This is a genomic window from Bacillus sp. FSL M8-0077, assembly GCF_038050255.1.
In the GTDB taxonomy this organism is placed as follows: domain Bacteria; phylum Bacillota; class Bacilli; order Bacillales; family Bacillaceae; genus Bacillus; species Bacillus altitudinis.
Genome location: NZ_JBBPAF010000001.1, coordinates 3,353,868 through 3,373,126, shown reverse-complemented (window position 1 = coordinate 3,373,126; position 19,259 = coordinate 3,353,868). Strand labels below are relative to the sequence as shown.

The window sequence follows — 19,259 nt, the reverse complement described above, 5'->3', positions numbered from 1 at the left end:
ATGGAAAAGGGGATTTGTTTTTCTATTTTTACAATTAGACGAAAGACCTTCTCTTTGTACATAATGGGTCAACATGAATTGAAAGGTAGTGCGTGAAATTGAATCTGGAAAAAGCAATGGAACTCAGTCACAAGCTGCAATCAAGGCACCTTCTTCCTATTGAATGTCAATGTACACAGTCTGAATTAGAGTGGCTGGAGAATCAAGGATTCATCAATAGAACGCCTGGTGTCTATAGGGTGTTGAGTGGTTTCATCTGTTGCCGGTGTGGTGTATCAAACAAGCGATACTTTGCCCTCTCTCCTTGTGAAACATGTAAAAAAGACTGTGTATATTGTAGATCCTGCATCATGCTGGGAAAAGTAAGTGAATGTGGCTTTCTCTATGAATGGACGGGTCCGCAAAAGAAAGAAACAATACAAGTTGAATTAACATGGCAGGGAGAGCTTTCTAAAGAGCAAAAGAGAGCGTCCGATAGACTAGTAGAAGCAATTCAAAACAAATTTGATCTGCTCATTTGGGCTGTTTGTGGTGCAGGAAAAACGGAGGTGCTTTTTCATGGAATAAAATATGCGCTAAATAACGGAATGAGTGTTTGTATTGCGACGCCTAGAACCGATGTTGTACTTGAGCTTGAACCTCGAATGAGGAAGGCATTTCAAAGACTAAATATAGTTGCACTTTATGGCGGGAGCTCTCAAAGGTTTCAAATAGCGCCGCTTATGATCGCCACAACTCATCAGCTAATGAGATATAAAAACGCTTTTGATGTCCTGATTGTAGACGAAGTCGATGCTTTTCCTTATTCAATCGATGAACGGCTTCAGTTTGCTGTTTTAAAGTCATTGAAAAAAACAGGAGTTAGAATTTACTTAAGTGCCACACCATCTAAAAAAATGCAAAAGGATGTTGCTCGTGGACAATTAGAAGCAATAAAAATTCCTCTGCGCTTCCACCAAAAACCGTTGCCTGTCCCAACATTTCAATGGGTTGGAGATTGGAAAAAGAAATTAAAAAGAAATCGGCTTCCAGCATCTACAATGAACTGGCTGCATGAACATATCACAAAGAAAAAAAGAGTGTTACTCTTTGTTCCTTCTATTTCTACTATGAAGAAGGTAACTCATATTCTTCAAGTTCAATATGTAAATGTACAAGGTGTTTCTGCCGATGATCAAGAAAGAAAACAAAAAGTCCAGCATTTCAGAGATCATAGATACGATGTATTGGTTACAACAACTATTCTAGAAAGAGGCGTTACCATTCAAGATGTTCAGGTGGGCGTATTAGGTGCGGAATCTCCTATTTTTACAGAAAGTGCACTTGTCCAAATTTCTGGAAGAGCAGGGAGACATCCCGATTTTTTTAACGGTGACGTGTACTTTTTTCATTTTGGTTTAACGAGAAGTATGAAACAAGCAAAGAAACATATCGTAAAAATGAATAATACAGCTGAAAAAGAGTTTTCTGAAAAATAGTGTGGGTTCAACTAAATCATGGTACATTATATTCACAAAACACAAATGGCAGGAGAGACAAAATATGTTACTCAACGCAAAAGAAATATTACTCAAAGAAATCCTCTACCAATATCTCAACCAATTAAACATGATTTGTCATTGTGAAAAATGTATAGAAGATGTATTAGCCATTTCTCTAAATCAAGTGAAACCACAATATATAACAGATATCGATAAAATCTCCTACAGTAAATCTGAGATGGTGGATAAACAGAAAAATACGGCGATGCTCGTCATTCTGACAGAAGCTGCTTCAACGGTCACAACATATCCAAGGTGCGAAAATCATTTGCCGTTGAACAAAGAAAATCGTTGATTTGTCCAATTTGTGAGAGCTATTTTGTGGCTGCTTTTACATGGAAATCATTCCTTCTATTAAATGAAGATCGTTTATGTGTAGCATGTAAGGACCACCTGATGAAGATTCAAGGTCCTACTTGTCCCAAATGCGGAAGAGTGCAATCAAATGATCAATTGTGTCAGGATTGTTCAAGATGGAATAAACGACGGGATTTTGCTGAGATCCTTGTGATGAATCGATCTGTTTATGCTTACAACGACTTTATGAAAGATATTCTAGCTCGATTTAAATTTCGAGGTGATACGGCTTTAGCTGATCTATTTAAAAAAGATGTACAGTCAGCGTTTAAACGTTCTTTTTCAATCAAAGAACCGGTGCTTGTCCCAATTCCTTTGAGTAAAGAGAGATTAAAGGAAAGAGGATTCAATCAGTCCATGATGCTTGCTTCCATGATTGGGGGACCTATAATGGAGCCACTCATAAAAGTACATCAAAGTAAGCAGTCTAAGAAAAGAAAAAATGAACGTTTACATCAACAGGATTTATTCCAATTAAGGCAGCCAGACCCGATCGTTCTAAAGGATGTCATATTAATCGATGATATTTATACAACTGGGGCGACAGTCTATCATGCAGCAAAAATTTTAAAAGACGCAGGCGCCAAAAGTGTTTCCTCTTTTACGTTGATTCGTAGTTAAAAATCATGACAATCAACCGATATTAAGAAAAGAAAATAACGTAAGGGGTTTTGGTTATGAATCAATTGGCAAACTGTCCACAATGTAATCAGTTATTTTTAAAAACCGCCATCCAAACGGTTTGTAACAAATGCTTTGAAGAAGAAGAACGTTCTTTTGATATCGTTTATAAATTCTTGCGTAAGCAAAGTAATAGACAATCAACCATTGCTGAAATAGTAGACGCAACAGAAGTTGATGAAGAATTAATCCTGAAATTTATCCGTTTGAAAAGACTTCAAATTAGTCAATTCCCGAATATCAACTATCCTTGTGAAAGATGCGGCCAACCGATCAGGAAAAACAAGCTGTGCAGCCATTGTGAAAAGGATATAAAGACACAAATCAGCCAAATGGACCAAGAAGAAGAGCGTAAAAGGGAGATTGAATCTAGGAAAAAAGACACCTATTATGCCATTAATCCTAAAAACGACTGATTCCCTAAACTAAGTTGCAGTTTGGTCGATAAAATGGATAGAATCAAGACAGACTGTAACGGAAAGCGAGAGGAATCCCGTGAAAATTAATCGATATGGAACACAACCAGTAAATCCTTACAAGAAAACATATGAGAAACAAACGTTGCAATCGAATCAAGCAAAATCAACTGACAAAGTCGAAATTTCTAAAAAGGCAATCGAAATGCAAAAGGTGCCGAATATCATGAAAGAACGTCAAGATAAAATAGACCAAATTAAAAAAAGCATTGAAGCCGGAACATATCAAGTAGATACAAAAGGCATTGCAGATAAAATGCTAAATTTTTATAAACAACAATAACAAAAGGGAGCAGCGTGAATGTCAGTAAAAATAATGATTGAAGAACTGCACCGTCTCTACGGATTACATGAACAGCTTCTAAAGCTGTCTAAGAATAAAACAGAAATGCTGAAAAATAATGAGATCGATGCTCTTTCAGAGGTTCTGAACCTTGAGCAAAAATATATTCAGGCCATTTCACAATTAGAAGAAAAGCGGATTGAAGCAGCAGTTCAATTTTTACAAAGTGATCAATCGCCGACAATCACTGCATGTATCGAAAAAGCTGAAGGAACGGATCAAGAAGAGCTTATTTCGTTATATGAGGAGCTGAATGACATCATGGTGGAATTGAAAGATGTAAACGAACTGAACAAACAGCTTATTCAGCAGTCACTTCAATTTATTTCACTGACATTCGATCTTGTGAATCCTAACAAAGAAAATATGAATTACGGACAAAATGGTCTTGAGAGTTCAAAGCCTAAACAGCATAGGGCTTTGTTTGATTCAAAGGCGTAAACAAGGAGGATATCTATGGGTTCTACATTCATGGGACTAGAAACGGCAAAACGAGGAATCACAGCCCAGCGCGCAGGGCTTTATGTCACATCAAACAACGTATCCAATGCAAATACAGATGGCTACTCAAGACAGAGAGTTACCTTTAAAGCAGAGAATCCTTACCCAGTGATTTCTGTTTATGATGGCAAGACATATGGCCAAATGGGTACAGGTGTCCAAGTTGGAACTGTTGAAAGAATTCGAGACAGCTTTTTAGATCTTCAGTATAGAGATCATAACAATAATTTGTCTTATTATGCGACGAAGTCTGATGCTCTTTCACAAATGGAAGGAGTGATGAATGATTTGACAGATGAAGGCTTGAATAGAGCCTTTGATAATCTCTGGAAATCATTACAAGTCTTATCAGAATCGAAAAATGCTGATACTGCTTCAGCCCGTACGGTTGTTAAGACAAGTGCTCAGGCTTTAGTAGATCAATTCCGTCTGCTAAATTCTTCTTTAACAACGATACAAAAGAATTTAAAAACTGAACTTGATTCAACGGCAAAAAATGTGAACACCCTGTTAACTCAAATTGATGAAGTGAATAAACAGATTGCAACAGTTGAGCCAAATGGTTATCTTCCAAACGATCTTTATGATACGCGCGACGCTCTTATAGATGAGCTTTCCTCACTTGTTGATATTAAAGTGAGCTACAACCCTTCTGGAGGAAATGCTCTGGAAATTGCTGAAGGAACCGTTAACATCGATATTATCGGTGCAAATGGACAATCTGCTGGAACAATTTTAAATGGCATTACCAATGAAAAATCTGAATTGCAACTTTCCTATGATAATACGACAGGACTTGTTAACTCACTCCAATTTGGAACGACAACCATCGCAGCTGATCAATTACAAGTGAATGGTAAAGTAAAAGCACTTGTTGAGGCGTATGGCTACATGTCTAATGGAGATGAAAAAGGCATGTACCCGGATATGCTTGCTGAGCTGGATGAAGTAGCAAAAGTATTTATGGATGCTTTTAACGACGTCCATAAACAAGGATACACGTTAAATGGCACAAGTGGACAAGACTTTTTCGATATTGAGAATAACAATGATTTGAATAAAGGCTTGGCAGCCCGTATCAAAGTGAGTGACGTGATTTTAGCATCGACAGATAACATTGCTGCATCTCTTAATCAAACGCAAGGTGATGGTTCGAATGCTACGCAATTAGCCAATATCCAAAACTTAAAGCTGCCAATCGGCGGAAATACCACAACGATTCAGGATTACTATCAGAATGTCATTGCCGAAATGGGGATACAAGCTAAAAAGAACATGACCCTTGAAAGCAGTTCAGCAGCTCTTGTGAATTCAGCCAATGAACGCAGGATGTCAACTAGTGCTGTATCTCTTGATGAAGAAATGACGAATATGATCCAATTTCAGCATGCGTATAATGCAGCTGCAAGAATTATGACGCTACAAGACGAAGTATTAGATAAAATAATAAACGGCATGGGTGTCGTAGGAAGGTAGGGTAACTGATGCGAGTCACGCAAAGTATGATTTCTCAAAATTCACTTCGAAATATTAGTAAAAGTTATGAAAAACTCTCTAAAATTAATGAGCAGGCACAGTCTGGAAAACGTTTCACAAAAACGTCTGATGATCCTGTGGCAGCAGTGAAAAGTCTTCAGTATAGTACAGCCATGTTTCGAAATGAGCAATACCAAACTAATTTAAATGAGGCACGAAACTGGATCGATACATCTGAAACAAGTGTCACTGAAATAATTGATATCATGTCAAATATACGAGATAAAGTACTTGATGCGGCCAATGGAACAAAACAGCCAGAAGATTTAGCTGCTATCGGAGTGGAAATTGGTCAGATGAAGAATCAAATCATTGATGCAATGAACACACAGATGTTAGGTAAGTTTGTTTTTAATGGGACGAATACAAATGTTAAACCAGTTGTAGAGAATGCAGATGGTACGTTTACATTTAACTTTGCAAACTATACAGATGCAAACGTGGTTCAATCGAACATTTCTGATGGAATCACATTAAATGTGAATTCAAATCCTCTTTCAGCTTTTGGTGGGCAATCTGCCAGTGGTCAAAATGTCATTGAAATGCTAACTGATTTAGAAAACTCATTAAAAAATGGAACGTTTGCAAATTCTGATGATGCATTAGGGGATATCGATCAGTTTAAAGAAGTGATGAGTGCTGAGCGTTCAGATCTTGGGGCTAGATCCAATCGTATTGATTTAGTCGGAAGCCGTTTGACTTCGCAATTTGAAGTGCTGAAAAAGGCTAAATCAGATGCCGAAGATGTAGAAAGTGAGAAAGCCATTCTTGATCTTCTGCAACAAGAGACTGTGAATAGAGCTGCTTTAGCGACGACAGCTAAAGTGATTCAGCCATCCCTTGTCGATTTCTTAAGATAAGAAAAAGCATCCGTTGGGTGCTTTTTTGCATCATGGAGGTGAACCTATGCAAATCCCTAGATTGTTAATGGAGCAAACTTATGCAAAGCTGCAAATGTCGACAACCCCTTCCAGGCAAGAAGTAGAGCAGCCAAGAGCTGAGCTTGAGATTCAGCAGCCAAGAGCTGTCATGAATATCACAAATACACCGTCGAAATTAACCATAGATCAAACCGAGGCATTTGCCGATATGGATATTAAGTCGATTTTTAGACGTTCAGAGGAATGGGCTGCTGAGGGGAAACGTGCGATTGGAGAAGGAATGGGGCGTAGAGCGGAAGAAGGAAGTGAACTCATCAAGATCGAGAATGGTGGGAATGTGATTGCTGAGTTTGCGAAAATCAACGGCAGTCCTCCAGCAAAACAATTCAACATCGGTGTGATTCCTTCATTTTTTAGTGTGAAAATTCACTATCAGCCATCTGAACTTAAAATTGATGTGGAGCCGCAAAAAGCTATTATAGAGGCAACACCTCATAAACCAATTGTTAACTACAAGCAAGGTAAAGTTCATATTGATATGTTACAATACCCAGAATTAAAAATAGAAGTTGACGAAACAGGTCAAAATGGTGATAAGGTATAGTTAAGAAAAATGAAAAAGGTCGTGAATTATGATCATTCAAACAAAATACCATGGCGAAGTGACGATTAAAGAGGAGCAAATCATTCACTTCTCTAATGGGATACCAGGATTTCTGGATCAAAAACAATTCGTCATTTTACCTTTATCAGAAGAATCCCCATTTTTAGTTCTCCAATCTTTGAAAAATGCAGAACTGGGCTTTATTGTCAGCAGCCCATTTTTGTTCTTCAATCAATATGAATTTGACTTAGAAGAATCGGTTGTAGACATTCTTGAAGTAGAAGATGCCGATGATGTGGAAGTCATGGTTATTTTAACAATGGGATCTTCTATTGAAAAAACGACAGCCAATTTAAGAGCGCCTATTATTGTGAATCGGAAGAACATGAAAGCCAAGCAGGTCATTTTGCATGATTCAGCCTATCATACAAAACATTTGTTAGAGGTGGCTTCCTCATGTTAGTTCTATCTCGTAAATTAAATCAATCGATTCAAATAGGCGACGATATTGAAGTTAAAATTATTGCGATTGAAGGCGACCAAGTAAAAGTCGGAATTGAGGCTCCTAAGCATATTGATATTCACAGGAAGGAAGTATACCTGTCTATTCAAGAAGAAAACAGCCGTGCTGCTAGCTTGTCCTTCGATCTACTTTCTCAATTATCCTCACAAAAAAAGTGAGGATTTTTTTATCCAATTCGTCTTTAAACCTCCGTGTGAAATTATTTCTATGTAGGGGATGACACCATCTATATGAAACTTTAACAAATCGGTCCATCTATATTTAATTTAATAATTCAAAGCCGATATAAAAGATAGATTAAAGCACAGGAGCTGAATAACTATGTCTGTTGGTAAGTTGACTTCGCTAGAGCCACTGATTGATGCATTTCAAACCCGTGTTACGAATCATCAAAATGACAATGCAAACACTGATTTACAAGCAAATGGAAAAGTCGTTTCAAAAGAAGAAATTGAGAAAACGCTTCAAGGAGCAAATAAGCTGATTGAACCTACTCAATTTCATCTTCAATTTGAATTGCATGAAAAACTCAATGAATATTATGTCAAAGTCGTAGATAACCAAACCGAAGAAGTCATTAGAGAGATTCCTTCCAAAGAATGGCTTGATTTTTATGCAGCAATGACAGAGATTGTCGGTTTATTTGTCGATAAAAGAATGTAATTGAAGGGAGAACATAAACAATGGTTAATCGAATTACTGGATTTTCAAATGTATTTGATATTGATGAAATCGTCTCAAAGCTAATGAAAACTGAGCAAGCACCACTTGATAAAATGACACGTCAGAAACAAACACTTGAATGGCAAAGAGACAGCTACCGCGAGGTCAATTCAAAGGTCAAAGAATTAGATGATCTCATTGCCAAACTAAATTTAACATTACCCAGTACTTATGGCGCAAAAAAGGTGACAAGCTCAAACGAATCTGCTGTCACAGCAACTGGCTCAACAAATGCTGCCTCTGGCTCAATTAATGTGACCCAACTAGCGACAGCATCCGTATTCAAATCTTCTAGTCCATCTGGATTTACTGCTTCAAACGGTACGTTTACGTTTGAGGTGACGACACCAGATTCTACAACACCAAAAACAGTGACCATTAATACCACTGATACAGATACCCTTGATACAATCGTGACAAAATTGAACAGCTCTCAACTTGGTGTCACGGCTTATAAAGGCCAGATCTTTGATGGAACCAACTACGTAGATACGATCGCTCTGACTTCGCGTACGACTGGTGAAGGTGTCAGTATTAAGGCAGCGGATGGCAATTCCGCTTCATTTTTAACGCAATTAGGCTTCCAAGTGGATGGAGATAATAAGTTACTTGCGACTACTCAAGGGCAGAAAGCGCAATACGAAATTAATGGTCTCAAAATGGAAAATAACAATAATACCTTCACGCAGGCTGGTATCACATATGAGCTGAAAGGAACAACAGATAAGCCTGTCAGCTTGAACGTTTCAACAGATGTCGATGCCATCTTTGATAAAATTAAACAATTTGTTGATAAATACAACGAACTCGTTGAACTGGTCAATGGTAAAGTGAATGAAAAGCGAAATAGAGACTATCAACCATTAACGGCTGAAGAGAAAAAAGCCATGTCTGAAAAAGAAATTGAGTTATGGGAAACAACCGCTAAGTCTGGCTTACTGAGAAGTGATTCTATTTTACGAGCTGGTGCCTCTAAAATAAGAAGTGATTTTTATGCTGATATTACGACAAGTGATGGGAATAAAATTCACATGACACAAATCGGTATTTCTACTTCATCCTCGTATAAAGATGGCGGGAAGCTTGAATTAATTAATATTAATGGAGTAGAGAAATTAAAAAAAGCCATTGAAGAAGACCCAGAAAAGGTAAGACAAATGTTTATCTCTGGTTCTTTAAATGTTGATTCTAAAGACAAAGACAAAGCACAGCAGCAATATAAAGAACAAGGAATCATCTATCGCGTCAAAAATTCCTTATCAGCCTTCACGAAGAGTATTCAAACAAAAGCTGGTAGTACAACAATGGAGCTAAAAGAATATGGACTTGGTAAGGATTTAGATTCTTTGACAAAACGAATGGATACATTCCAAGATCGTTTAAAAATGGTGGAAGCTCGTTACTACAAAAAGTTTAACGCCATGGATAGTGCGATTCAAAAGCTAAACAACCAATCTGGCTATCTTTCTCAACTGCTTGGACAATAATTGGAGGTTTATAACATATGGCAATTCAGAACCCTTATGCCGCCTATCAGAAAAATTCTATTGAGACCGCAACACCGGCCGAGTTAACGCTTATGCTTTATGAAGGATGCTTAAAGTTTATTAGACTAGCAAAGCACGGCATTCAAAAAGAAGATGCTGAAATGAGAAACTTGAACCTGAAAAAGGCTCAAAACATCATCCAAGAATTAAATGTCACCTTAAATCGTACGTATGATGTATCAAAGAGTATGGCAAGTATGTATGACTACATCTATCGAAGACTGATTGAGGCCAATCTACAAAATGATGAAGAAATCCTGAATGAAGTAGAGCAATATGTGACTGATTTCCGAGATGCTTGGAAGGAAGTCATTCAAACCGATCGAAAAGGGCGTCATCACTCTATTGGAGGATCTCTATGAGTATTGTGGACCAACTGCACGACCAAACGTTAAAAATGGCAGCGGAAATAGAGGCCAACCCACAAAGTGAGACACTCGTTGAAGACTTTGATGCTTTTTTAGTTGAGAGAGACGAGCTAATGAGAGACATTCAACATGAGCTTTCTGTTCAAGAAAAAGAGAAAATCAAAGAAATCATTCAAACAGATCAAATAATGGCCAAGCAATTAACGGAGATTCAAAATGGGATCAAGGCAGATATTCAAGCCATTCAACGTAAGAAAACAAAACAGCTGAATTATCAAAATCCGTATCAGCCCATGACAAGTGACGGCGTATACTACGATAAACGGAAATAAATAGGTGAGACCTGTGGCGTATCGTTCAGATGACTATATTTTATTAACCACATATTATGACCTTCTATATACGATAGAGGAGAGTCTAAAATATTTAGATGAAATTGAGAAGGATTTCGCTAAAACAGAAGGGGATCGGATCTTTAATGATCTGATCCATGCCTTCTTTCATTTAGAGACAACACACCCGCTTCTGCTTTCAATTATTGAAAGTGAGCACTTTGCCAAGACGATTCGATCGTTTGATCAAATTTTTTTAAGTTTCGATATACTAGCTTTCTATACATTCCCTTCAAATCACTTCCAGTCATTCCTTACATCATATTTTATACCTGAATATAGAAAGTGGATGGATGAAATACATGCCTGTATGAGGCCGTATGTCATTCATTAATTTTTGTTCAATTCAGACCATTCGGAGGAATTTATGAGACTAAAAAATCAATTTTTATTTGGGCTTATTGTCATATGTGTATTGTTTGTCAGTATTTTAGGATTTTCTAGCTTTATCTATTACAAAACAGATCAATCGTATAAAGCACTCCTCACCAAAGAAGTAAAGCTGTACCAGACCTCACTGGAATTAGAGGCACTGCTGCAAAAGCAGGAAGCACAAATCAAAACGTATGTGGTTGTTCAAGATGCTGAAAATTTACAGAAGATTGAGCAAACATATGAAGAAATCAATAAGAAAACAGCTGAAGCATCAAAAATGAGCACCGTTAAACAAGCAAAAAATCTGTTAGATCAAATTTCCGAAAAAAATTATCTTTACTACACCTCAACAAATCGATTATTTAATTCATTGAATATGCAAAATCAAAAAGAATTCAACACCCGCCTCAGTCAAGAATTACAACCTATCGAACAAGAAATACATACCTTTACAAAAGAATTTGCTCAAACACAATTGAAACAGCGGGATCAAAAAATCAGTCAGCTCAATGAAGAAAGTAACCAATTATTGCTGACACTTATTCTCGTTAGCGCAGCGATTATAGTCGGCTTTTTAGTCATTGGCACAAGGTTTGTTCATCGAATGACAAAACCGATTGTTTCTGTCACACATGCAGCAAGAAGAATGGCTGATGGTGACCTTACACTTGAAGAGATTGAAGTAATCTCTAAAAATGAAATTGGCCAGCTCGGTACGGCTTTTAACCAAATGACAGCTCATTTGCGTCAGCTCATCCTACAGGTGCAAAATGGGTCAAGGCAATTAGCCGATTCTGCTGCTCAGTTTGAAGAAACCATCAGTCAAACCATTTCGGCTAGTGAACAGACGTCTAGCTCGATTGAACAGGTTAGTGAAGCTTCACGTGAACAATCGGACGCAGTAGGAAAAGTAGCTTCTGCGATTCAAGAAGTCTCGACTGGTATGCATAATGCGGCTGAACACACGTCTGATGTTTCGGGTCACTCAATTTCAGTGACTGAAAAGGCTGAAGAGGGTGCTTCTCTCATTCAACAATTTGTGAAACAAATGAGTTCTATTAAGGAATCTGTAAATGAACATCATTCTACAATGGCCAATGTACAAGTACAGTTTACCGGCATTCAAGGCCTGCTGGGGAATATTCATGCCATTGCAGATCAGACAAATTTACTTGCTTTAAACGCAGCCATTGAAGCAGCAAGGGCTGGGGAACATGGACGAGGTTTTGCGGTTGTTGCAGATGAAGTCAGAAAGCTGGCGGAAGAATCAAGTCAGCTGACTGATCAAATTAGTCAGTTAGTCGCCAACGTGAACAAAGATACTGAAAGATCGTCTCAATCTATGACGAAAGTGGAACGAGATGTAGCAGAAGGTGTGAAAGTATCGCAATTGTCTGAACAGAGCTTTCAAGAAATTCTGGCAGCCATTCGTGATATCTCGATGAAAGCAGAGGAGCTTTCAGCCACGACAGAGCAAATCTCAGCTAGTACAGAAGAAATTTCTCAAACAATTGGTGTTATTGAAGAAGGTGCCAAGCGGAATTCTGAGGAAACAGAGTACATGTCGGCGGCTGTTGAAGAATCACTAGCAGCGAATGAGGAAATGAAAGCAGCAGCGGAAGATTTAAAATCTTTGTCTCAATCACTGAAAACATCTATTTCATCTTTCAAGATTTAACAGCGCCATGGTCTTTTTCAACAATCAATCGAATATATATTGATCACCTATCAATTAAAAGCTGAAGCATCGCAGGATTCGACAAATTTCAATAAAAATTCACATTTTTTTTACGTTTGAGCAGGAGAAAAGGAGGGAAAAGTAGAAATAAGTTTACATATCCTTAATTTTAAAGGAGGCGTTCTTTACATGAATTACAATGTCCGAGGAGAAAACATCGAAGTAACACCTGCACTAAGAGATCATGTCGAGAAAAAAATTGGAAAGCTGGAGCGTTATTTTGAGTCAGATGTTGATGCTTCAGTCAACGTGAACTTGAAGTTTTACAACGATCAAGAATCTAAAGTTGAGGTTACCATTCCAATGACTGATCTAGCACTTCGAGCAGAGGTGCATAATGAGGATATGTACAATGCAGTAGACCTAGCAACCAGTAAATTAGAACGTCAAATTAGAAAACATAAAACGAAAGTGAACCGTAAATTCCGTGAGCAAGGTGCGAAAAAGCATTTATTTGCTGGAGGAAACGGTACATCCGAAGTAGCAGTTCAAGATGACGAAGAAATTGATGAAACAGAAATCGTCAGACAAAAACGTTTCAATTTAAAACCAATGGATAGCGAAGAGGCCATTCTCCAAATGAACATGTTAGGTCACAGTTTCTTTGTCTTCACAAATGCTGAGACAAATTTGACCAATGTGGTATACCGCCGAAATGACGGTAAATATGGACTCATTGAGCCGAACGCTTAATCATTCGTTCCTTTTGATCCGAAAATGACCTAAAAAAAGTAAACCCGCTCCCTTCATTAGGGGCGGGTTTTTTGTGCGAAATCATTGCAAATTCTTTGGAAATCAAGGAAGGTATGGTATGATAAATGCAGGTAAATATGGACCTGTCAAACTTTTGGACATGCCGAAAAATTGCATGAAATAGAGGAGCGTTATTATATGCTTGGAATCTTAAACAAAGTGTTTGATCCTACGAAACGTACGATCAGCCGATATGAAAAAAAGGCAAATGAAATCGAAGCTCTCGCTCAAGATTTTGAAAAATTATCTGACGAGGCTTTACGAAATAAAACGATTGAATTTAAAGAAAAACTTGAAAAAGGACAATCTGTAGACGACCTTTTGGTTGAAGCATTTGCAACGGTTCGTGAGGCTTCCCGCCGCGTGACAGGAATGTTCCCATTTAAGGTGCAGCTCATGGGGGGGATTGCCCTACATGAAGGGAATATCTCTGAGATGAAAACAGGTGAAGGTAAAACGTTGACATCAACGATGCCTGTTTATTTGAATGCTCTTTCTGGAAAAGGCGTCCACATTGTAACAGTCAACGAATATTTGGCAAGCCGTGATGCACAGGAAATGGGCAAGATTTTTGAATTTCTTGGCTTAACGGTTGGCTTGAACTTAAACAGTCTAGACAAAGATGAAAAAAGAGAAGCGTACGCTGCTGATATCACGTATTCAACAAACAATGAGCTTGGCTTTGATTATTTACGAGATAACATGGTGCTGTATAAAGAGCAAATGGTTCAAAGACCACTTCATTATGCCGTCATCGATGAAGTTGACTCCATCTTAATTGATGAAGCGAGAACACCTCTTATTATTTCTGGACAAGCTGCAAAATCGACGAAACTTTACGTACAAGCAAATGCCTTTGTTCGTACGTTAAAAATAGAAGACGATTTCACTTATGATATTAAAACAAAAAGTGTACAGCTGACTGAAAGCGGAATGACGAAGGCGGAAAAAGCATTTGGCATCGAGAACTTGTTTGATGTCAAACATGTTGCTCTTAACCACCATATCGCGCAGGCTCTTAAGGCGCATGTTGCGATGCAAAAAGACGTTGATTATGTTGTGGAAGATGGTCAAGTCGTCATCGTTGACTCCTTCACAGGACGTTTAATGAAAGGACGTCGCTATAGTGAAGGTCTGCATCAAGCCATTGAAGCAAAAGAAGGTCTTGAAGTGCAGAATGAAAGCATGACACTTGCAACCATTACGTTCCAGAACTACTTCCGTATGTATGAAAAGCTATCTGGTATGACAGGTACAGCGAAAACGGAAGAAGAGGAATTCCGTAACATTTACAATATGCAGGTTGTCACAATCCCAACCAATAAACCGGTTGTGCGTGATGACAGACCTGATTTAATTTACCGTACAATGGATGGCAAATTTAAAGCAGTAGCTGAAGACGTCGCACAGCGTTATATGACAGGACAGCCGGTTCTTGTCGGAACTGTTGCGGTTGAGACATCTGAATTGATTTCAAAACTGCTTAAAAATAAAGGCATCCCTCATCAAGTGTTAAACGCAAAAAACCATGAGCGTGAAGCACAAATTATTGAGGAAGCTGGACAAAAAGGTGCCGTCACAATTGCGACAAACATGGCGGGACGTGGAACAGACATCAAGCTTGGCGAAGGTGTGAAAGAACTAGGCGGTCTTGCTGTTATTGGGACAGAGCGTCATGAATCACGCCGTATCGATAACCAGCTCCGTGGTCGTTCTGGTCGTCAAGGAGACCCAGGGATTACTCAATTCTATCTCTCAATGGAAGATGAATTGATGCGCCGATTTGGTGCAGAGCGGACAATGGCGATGCTTGATCGTTTCGGTATGGATGACTCTACTCCAATTCAAAGTAAAATGGTCTCAAAAGCTGTTGAATCTTCTCAAAAACGTGTTGAGGGGAATAACTTTGATTCCCGTAAGCAGCTTCTGCAATATGATGATGTTCTTCGTCAACAGCGTGAAGTCATTTACAAACAGCGTTTTGAAGTCATCGATTCTGATAACTTGAAATCGATTGTGATCAATATGATTCAATCATCTATTGAGCGGGCTGTTGGATCTTACACGCCGAAAGAAGAACTTCCAGAAGAATGGAAACTAGATGGTCTTGTTGAATTAATCAACACGAACTATTTAGATGAAGGTGCCATTTCGGTCAAAGATATCTTCGGTAAAGAAGCAGATGAGATCACCGAATTCATCATGGAGCGGATTAAAGAGAAATATGATGCAAAAGAAGAGACATTTGGCGATGAACAAATGCGTGAATTTGAAAAAGTCATCGTTCTTCGTGCAGTAGATTCGAAGTGGATGGATCATATCGATGCAATGGATCAGCTGCGTCAAGGAATCCATTTACGTGCATATGCACAAACCAATCCGCTTCGTGAGTATCAAATGGAAGGATTTGCGATGTTTGAGCATATGGTCGCTTCAATTGAAGATGACGTCGCTAAATATGTGCTAAAATCAGAAATCCAAAACAACCTAGAACGTGAAGAAGTCGTTCAAGGACAAACAACTGCTCATCAGCCTCAAGAAGGCGATGAGGAGAAAACCGTGAAGAAAAAGCCGGTGCGTAAAGTGGTGGATATCGGAAGAAACTCACCGTGTCACTGCGGAAGCGGCAAGAAATATAAAAATTGTCATGGGAAGACAGAATAAGTAATGGAAAGAGGTGAAAACCTCTTTCTATTCATGTCAGCCCCCATACATCTATGAGGTGAAGGATATGGAATTAGTAGAAATTAGACAAGAGCTTGAAAATATGGCTAGCAGGCTAGCTGATTTTAGGGGGTCTCTTTGACCTAGAAACAAAAGAAGTCAAAATCGCAGAGCTTGAAGCGACGATGTCAGAGGCTGATTTTTGGAACGATCAGCAAAAGGCTCAGGGGGTAATCAATGAAGCCAATGCACTAAAGGATTCTGTGAACTCCTATCATGAACTCAGTGAATCGCATGAAGAACTACAAATGACACATGACTTATTAAAGGAAGATTATGACGAGGAGCTTCATGCAGAGCTTGAAAAAGAGCTGAAGAACTTAACGAAGCAGTTTAATGAATTTGAGCTACAGCTTCTTTTAAGCGAACCTTATGACAAAAACAATGCCATTCTTGAGCTTCACCCAGGTGCAGGTGGAACGGAATCACAGGACTGGGGATCGATGCTCCTCAGAATGTATACCCGCTGGGCAGAGCGCAGAGGCTTTAAGGTTGAAACCCTTGATTATCTTCCAGGGGATGAAGCCGGAATTAAGTCTGTGACATTACTGATTAAAGGACATAACGCTTACGGTTACTTAAAAGCAGAAAAAGGTGTCCATCGTTTAGTCCGTATTTCTCCATTTGATTCATCTGGCCGTAGACACACATCTTTCGTTTCCTGCGATGTCATGCCAGAATTTAATGAAGAAATTGATATCGATATTCGTACAGAGGATATTAAGGTGGATACGTATCGTGCAAGTGGTGCAGGGGGTCAGCACGTCAATACGACGGACTCTGCGGTTCGTATCACACACATCCCAACAAATGTCGTCGTGACGTGCCAAACGGAAAGATCCCAAATCAAAAACAGAGAACGTGCAATGAAAATGCTGAAATCTAAGCTTTATCAAAAACGGATCGAAGAACAGCAGGCGGAATTGGATGAAATCAGAGGAGAACAGAAAGAAATTGGCTGGGGAAGCCAAATTCGCTCGTATGTTTTCCACCCATATTCTCTTGTGAAAGACCATCGTACCAACACGGAGATGGGAAATGTTCAAGCGGTGATGGATGGAGATTTAGATTCCTTTATCGATGCGTATTTACGTTCAAAATTATCATAAAAACTCGGCTTCTTGCCGGGTTTTTTTAATTGTGAGAAAATATAATGAATATAAAGGAATACATATGCCATACTGACTCTATATCCTTTGTATGATGAAATTAGCAATTAAAGGGGGAAATAATTTGGGATTAAAACCATTACAAGAGACGTGGGATTTAGATGCCTTTTTTAAAGGAGGCAGTTCTTCATCAGAATTTATCACATACTTACAGCACATACAGCAGCTATTAGATGAGTTACGACAAAAGGTAGATGCCTTTTCAAAAGAAGATACACAAATTGAAAAAAAGTTAACAGCTGTCCTTGAAACGTATGAAATCACATATAAAAAACTAGCGCAAGCAGGTTCATTTGTATCCTGTCTACAATCTCAAAATACAAAGGATATGAAGGCGGGCAGTCTCCGGGGGTCTATTGCCAAGCTGGAAGCTGAATTAGGAACCATTCTAGCAGGGTTTGATCAATCACTTGCTGAGATTCCTACTAGCCAGTGGGAAGAATTAATGGATTCAGCCGCTTTCTCAGATGTTCGTTACATATTAAATGAACGAAGAGAACATGTGAAAGATCAACTGCCTGTTGAACAGGAAACACTCATTCAAAAACTAGCAGTAGATGGGTATCATGCGTGGGATGAACTTTATTCTAGCTTGGTGAACAAAATTACCATTCCATTTGAGCAAAATGGTGAAACACAAATGATTTCTGTAGGCCAAGCAGAAAATGCGATGGATGATTCAGACCGTGAAGTGAGAAAAGCCGTGTATCATAATTTAGAACATGCATGGACACAGGATGAACATTTGTTTGCAAGCACACTCAATCATCTCGCTGGTTTTCGTTTACAAGTATATGAAGCAAGGGGATGGGATCATATATTAAAAGAGCCCCTTGATATTTGCCGGATGAAACAAGAGACGCTCGATACAATGTGGTCTGTCATTGATGAACATAAACAGCCATTCATTGATTATTTACAACGTAAAGCTGACATGCTTGGGGTTGATAAACTAAGCTGGTTTGATGTGGGAGCGCCTATTGGAAGTGAGACAAAAACCTATTCTTATCAAGATGCAGCCGCTTTTATTATCAAGCATTTCGCAGGGTTTGGAAAAGAGCTTGCTGCTTTTACTGAAAAAGCTTTTAATGAACGCTGGGTAGAAGCTGAGAATCGCCCAAACAAACGAGTGGGCGGTTTTTGTACGAATTTCCCTGATAGCGGAGAATCACGTATTTTTATGACCTTCTCAGGGACTCCATCCAATGTAGCGACACTAGCACATGAGCTTGGTCATTCGTTCCATCAGGAAGTCATGCAGGATGTTCGGATGTTGAATCGTAAATATGCGATGAATGTAGCTGAAACTGCGTCGACATTCGCAGAAATGATTGTGGCAGATGCTTCATTAAAAGAGGCGGCCAATGAAGAAGAGCGTCTCAGTTTGCTAGAGGATAAGCTGCAGCGCAGTGTGGCATTCTTTATGAATATTCAATCACGCTTCTTATTTGAACAACGCTTTTATGAAGAGCGCAAACAAGGAGAAGTGCCAGCTGACCGCTTGAATGAGTTGATGGTAGAAGCACAGAAGGAAGCCTTTGGTGACTCTTTAGATGAATACCATCCGCATTTCTGGGCGTCTAAACTGCATTTCCATATTACAGGTGTCCCGTTTTATAACTTCCCTTACACCTTCGGGTACATGTTCTCTCTAGGTATTTACGCGAAAGCATTGCAAGCCGGGGCATCATTTGAAGAGAAATATATTGCGCTATTAAAAGATACAGCGTCAATGACTGTAGAAGATTTGGCATATAAGCACCTAGGTGTCGACCTGACTCAAAAAGCATTTTGGGAAGAGGCCATTTCACTGGCTGTGGCAGATGCTGAAGAGTTTTTAGAAGCGACGAAAGCATAAAAAATGAAAAGCTCCCATTACGGGAGCTTCAGCGTGTAGACAAACCCTCGCATTCGTTGTCAGTCCTGCGCTTCGGTGCTCACGAATGTCAAATTCGCTCCGCGCCGATGCTCGTCCTTCCTAGACTGCAAAGGTTTTCTATCACGCTGAAAAGAAGACAAAGGGCTAA

The 19,259-nt window shown here is 39.0% G+C and carries 21 protein-coding genes; all 21 read left to right on the top strand.

The window, feature by feature from the left end; all coding sequences use genetic code 11:
- The first annotated feature begins 98 nt into the window (after positions 1 to 98).
- Positions 99 to 1,478, top strand: a complete 1,380-nt coding sequence (locus NST57_RS17540) for a DEAD/DEAH box helicase (protein WP_445818800.1) — start codon at positions 99 to 101, stop codon at positions 1,476 to 1,478.
- A gap of 64 nt (positions 1,479 to 1,542) precedes the next feature.
- A complete protein-coding gene (locus tag NST57_RS17535) occupies positions 1,543 to 1,836 on the top strand; it encodes a late competence development ComFB family protein (RefSeq protein ID WP_035701582.1) in 294 nt (97 codons plus the stop codon).
- A 101-nt stretch (positions 1,837 to 1,937) separates the two neighbouring features.
- Positions 1,938 to 2,519: a ComF family protein gene (locus tag NST57_RS17530; protein ID WP_341298962.1), complete on the top strand. Its 582-nt coding sequence runs from the start codon at positions 1,938 to 1,940 to the stop codon at positions 2,517 to 2,519.
- A gap of 56 nt (positions 2,520 to 2,575) precedes the next feature.
- A complete protein-coding gene (locus tag NST57_RS17525) occupies positions 2,576 to 2,995 on the top strand; it encodes a TIGR03826 family flagellar region protein (RefSeq protein WP_148942909.1) in 420 nt (139 codons plus the stop codon).
- 79 nt (positions 2,996 to 3,074) lie between these two features.
- Positions 3,075 to 3,338 carry a flagellar biosynthesis anti-sigma factor FlgM gene (gene flgM, locus NST57_RS17520; RefSeq protein ID WP_003213252.1) on the top strand — a complete coding sequence of 88 codons (264 nt, stop codon included), beginning with the start codon at positions 3,075 to 3,077 and terminating at the stop codon, positions 3,336 to 3,338.
- Positions 3,339 to 3,356: 18 nt separating this feature from the next.
- Positions 3,357 to 3,839, top strand: a complete 483-nt coding sequence (locus NST57_RS17515; RefSeq protein ID WP_142152804.1) for a flagellar export chaperone FlgN — start codon at positions 3,357 to 3,359, stop codon at positions 3,837 to 3,839.
- A 15-nt stretch (positions 3,840 to 3,854) separates the two neighbouring features.
- Entirely contained in the window at positions 3,855 to 5,375 is a 1,521-nt protein-coding gene (gene flgK, locus NST57_RS17510) for a flagellar hook-associated protein FlgK (protein ID WP_142152802.1), read from the top strand.
- A gap of 8 nt (positions 5,376 to 5,383) precedes the next feature.
- On the top strand, positions 5,384 to 6,295 hold the full coding sequence (gene flgL / locus NST57_RS17505; RefSeq protein ID WP_142152800.1) for a flagellar hook-associated protein FlgL: 912 nt from the start codon (positions 5,384 to 5,386) through the stop codon (positions 6,293 to 6,295).
- A gap of 46 nt (positions 6,296 to 6,341) precedes the next feature.
- Positions 6,342 to 6,920 carry a DUF6470 family protein gene (locus NST57_RS17500; protein WP_341298961.1) on the top strand — a complete coding sequence of 193 codons (579 nt, stop codon included), beginning with the start codon at positions 6,342 to 6,344 and terminating at the stop codon, positions 6,918 to 6,920.
- Between the two features lie 28 nt (positions 6,921 to 6,948).
- A complete protein-coding gene (gene fliW, locus NST57_RS17495; RefSeq protein ID WP_309174552.1) occupies positions 6,949 to 7,383 on the top strand; it encodes a flagellar assembly protein FliW in 435 nt (144 codons plus the stop codon).
- Positions 7,377 to 7,601 (top strand): carbon storage regulator CsrA, encoded by a 225-nt coding sequence (gene csrA / locus NST57_RS17490; protein ID WP_008348252.1) that lies wholly within the window; start codon positions 7,377 to 7,379, stop codon positions 7,599 to 7,601. Before fliW ends, csrA begins: the two co-directional genes overlap by 7 nt.
- 163 nt (positions 7,602 to 7,764) lie before the next feature.
- Positions 7,765 to 8,106, top strand: a complete 342-nt coding sequence (gene flaG, locus NST57_RS17485) for a flagellar protein FlaG (protein WP_007499987.1) — start codon at positions 7,765 to 7,767, stop codon at positions 8,104 to 8,106.
- 20 nt (positions 8,107 to 8,126) lie between these two features.
- Positions 8,127 to 9,653 (top strand): flagellar hook-associated protein 2, encoded by a 1,527-nt coding sequence (locus NST57_RS17480; protein ID WP_341298960.1) that lies wholly within the window; start codon positions 8,127 to 8,129, stop codon positions 9,651 to 9,653.
- A 17-nt stretch (positions 9,654 to 9,670) separates the two neighbouring features.
- Entirely contained in the window at positions 9,671 to 10,075 is a 405-nt protein-coding gene (gene fliS, locus NST57_RS17475) for a flagellar export chaperone FliS (RefSeq protein WP_008348247.1), read from the top strand.
- Positions 10,072 to 10,413: a flagellar protein FliT gene (locus NST57_RS17470; RefSeq protein WP_142156119.1), complete on the top strand. Its 342-nt coding sequence runs from the start codon at positions 10,072 to 10,074 to the stop codon at positions 10,411 to 10,413. The genes fliS and NST57_RS17470 overlap by 4 nt, the downstream gene beginning before the upstream one ends.
- Positions 10,414 to 10,426: 13 nt before the next feature.
- Positions 10,427 to 10,807, top strand: coding sequence for a hypothetical protein (locus NST57_RS17465; RefSeq protein WP_142156118.1), 381 nt, complete (start codon positions 10,427 to 10,429; stop codon positions 10,805 to 10,807).
- Positions 10,808 to 10,840: 33 nt separating this feature from the next.
- Positions 10,841 to 12,526, top strand: coding sequence for a methyl-accepting chemotaxis protein (locus NST57_RS17460; RefSeq protein WP_341298959.1), 1,686 nt, complete (start codon positions 10,841 to 10,843; stop codon positions 12,524 to 12,526).
- A 189-nt stretch (positions 12,527 to 12,715) separates the two neighbouring features.
- Positions 12,716 to 13,279, top strand: a complete 564-nt coding sequence (hpf, locus tag NST57_RS17455) for a ribosome hibernation-promoting factor, HPF/YfiA family (protein WP_138279058.1) — start codon at positions 12,716 to 12,718, stop codon at positions 13,277 to 13,279.
- 198 nt (positions 13,280 to 13,477) lie between these two features.
- Positions 13,478 to 16,003: a preprotein translocase subunit SecA gene (gene secA / locus NST57_RS17450; protein ID WP_008348240.1), complete on the top strand. Its 2,526-nt coding sequence runs from the start codon at positions 13,478 to 13,480 to the stop codon at positions 16,001 to 16,003.
- Positions 16,004 to 16,070: 67 nt separating this feature from the next.
- A protein-coding gene (gene prfB, locus NST57_RS17445; protein ID WP_096881918.1) for a peptide chain release factor 2 occupies positions 16,071 to 17,172 on the top strand; the annotation gives its coding sequence in 2 pieces (ribosomal slippage) (positions 16,071 to 16,142 and positions 16,144 to 17,172; 1,101 coding nt in all).
- Positions 17,173 to 17,296: 124 nt separating this feature from the next.
- Positions 17,297 to 19,090: a M3 family oligoendopeptidase gene (locus tag NST57_RS17440; protein ID WP_058336977.1), complete on the top strand. Its 1,794-nt coding sequence runs from the start codon at positions 17,297 to 17,299 to the stop codon at positions 19,088 to 19,090.
- The last annotated feature ends 169 nt before the right edge of the window (positions 19,091 to 19,259 follow it).